This window comes from Nostoc sp. UIC 10890 (genome assembly GCF_054786515.1).
On record NZ_JBSGKF010000124.1, the window covers coordinates 1 to 1,849 of the forward strand.

Consider the following 1,849-nt stretch of genomic DNA (forward strand, 5'->3'; position numbering starts at 1 on the left):
TACAATGTCCAGCCCTGCTTTTGCAAATACTTTTGTTGGTGGCATGTGCTATTTTCTATTTTGTCGCCTATAAACAATTCCGTCAACAAGTACGACGTCCTTTCTTTTTGTCGCTTCCAAAAAGAGTGTTTTATATTTAATTGAAGTGTTTTCTATCATGTCCAGTCCCTTGAAAGTTGTTGTTGTGTCAACCGTAGTTACCTTGGAACTGTCCACGTCTCTTACAAGTTTCGGTGGGATGAATTTAATGAATTGGTTCGGGCAATAGTCGCAAGTAGTTAATGTCAAGTCGGCAACTGTCTGTCCTTTAAAAAACTGAATTGTCCATGCGTAATAATAGAAGCCACCGTCTGATGCTGAAAATATTGTGTCGTTCTTGTGAATAGCGATTGGTGATTGTTCTAGGTAAATGCTGCCGCCTTTAAATGTCAACTCGGAAAGATGATACCATTTGTATTGGGGCTTGGCTGGGTCGCTAAAGTTTTTGATTGGAACAAGTCCAATAAATATTCCTTTTGGTTTAAGCTGTCCAAAAGTATGTGTCAAGCTAAAAGAAACAATTAATGTCAGAATGAATTTTGCCATAGTAGGGTGTTCAAAAAGCATTGCCACCAACGTCCGGGGCTTTGGGAAGGTTGGGAAATAGAATTCCTCTTGCCTGGCCTTGGCGGTATCTTTTGTAATTATACGTCCAAAGTACAAAAGCTCAATAGAAATACAAAAGCCGAAGGCTTATTCCCAAACCCAACTTTACCAAAGCCCTTGTTAGCTGCCGTACAAGAGAATATGACGGCTTTCTCGTTTTACGAAAAGGCAAAAGTGTTTTTGATAAGCCATTATTATGATTAAGATTTGCTCTGAAAAGTAGGTAACAGGTTATTATGTTCAAAAATTCGTAAAAGCCAAATTTACTTTATTACGCCAGTTTCCTATTTGGTATACTATTCTTACAGTCAAGCAATTCATCAATATAACCATAGATATGTTCGTCAACTAATTGCTAAAGAAAATAATTTGTAAATAACTCTTTATTTGTTTGATAGATCTTTTTACAATAACACTTATCGTTTATTAATAAGGTAAAAGATTAAAAGAATTATATGCGATAGGATTAAGCTAAATATTGAATATGCAATTGTTGTAAAAAAATTTTGTTCTCCTCCTGATGATTCTTTGGGGAACAATATTGAAAGAAAGGCAATTATTGAAATAAAGACAGTCATTCCAATTGCAATTTTTATGTATTGTTTGTCTGTCATTTAGGGAGTTTCGAATTTGGGTACTGTATGGCAGCTAACGTTTACCGGCTTGGCGAAGGCAGGGAGTTAGAGTTACTCAGCCTAAGCTTGTACCGATGTTGAATAAAGATATATAGTTTAGCCTATGTTCGTCTGCCCTGCTTTTGCCAAACCGCTGTTGCCTGCTGGCTTTCGTCAGCTTAGTTTTTTGCCGTCGCAATAAATATTTCAATGTCGGTCTTCGTATATGGAATAGTGATAGACGTTGCTTTATTGTTAGGAAAAGGAATTTGTCTATCAGTTTCACTAAGAGGTCTGTGTCCGACTATTGGCATTTCCCCACGATAAACGTCAAGGTCAAAGATGCATAGAGAAGGTAATGTTTTCTTTTTTATTAGGTTATCAATATTGATGTGTAAAGTATCGGCGCAAAAAGCATATGGAGCTACAATTAATGAGCGAGGGTGAACCCAATAAAGTTCAGGTCTGATGATGTCACCTTTTTTCTTTTCAGAAAAAACATCCAACAATATTCTTGCAAATCCATATTCACCATGAGCAATACGAAAGGCAATGATATCTCCTTCTTTCACTTTTGCTTTAAGTCGCTT

Annotated in this window: 2 protein-coding genes; both read right to left on the reverse strand. The window is 36.6% G+C overall.

All coding sequences use genetic code 11. From position 1 onward, the window contains the following. Positions 1-48 precede the first annotated feature (48 nt). Positions 49-702, reverse strand: a complete 654-nt coding sequence (locus tag ACWATR_RS39725; protein ID WP_460345802.1) for a hypothetical protein — start codon at positions 700-702, stop codon at positions 49-51. A 736-nt stretch (positions 703-1,438) separates the two neighbouring features. After that, the coding region (locus ACWATR_RS39730; RefSeq protein WP_460345803.1) for an Imm26 family immunity protein at positions 1,439-1,849 on the reverse strand (411 nt) is incomplete at its 5' end.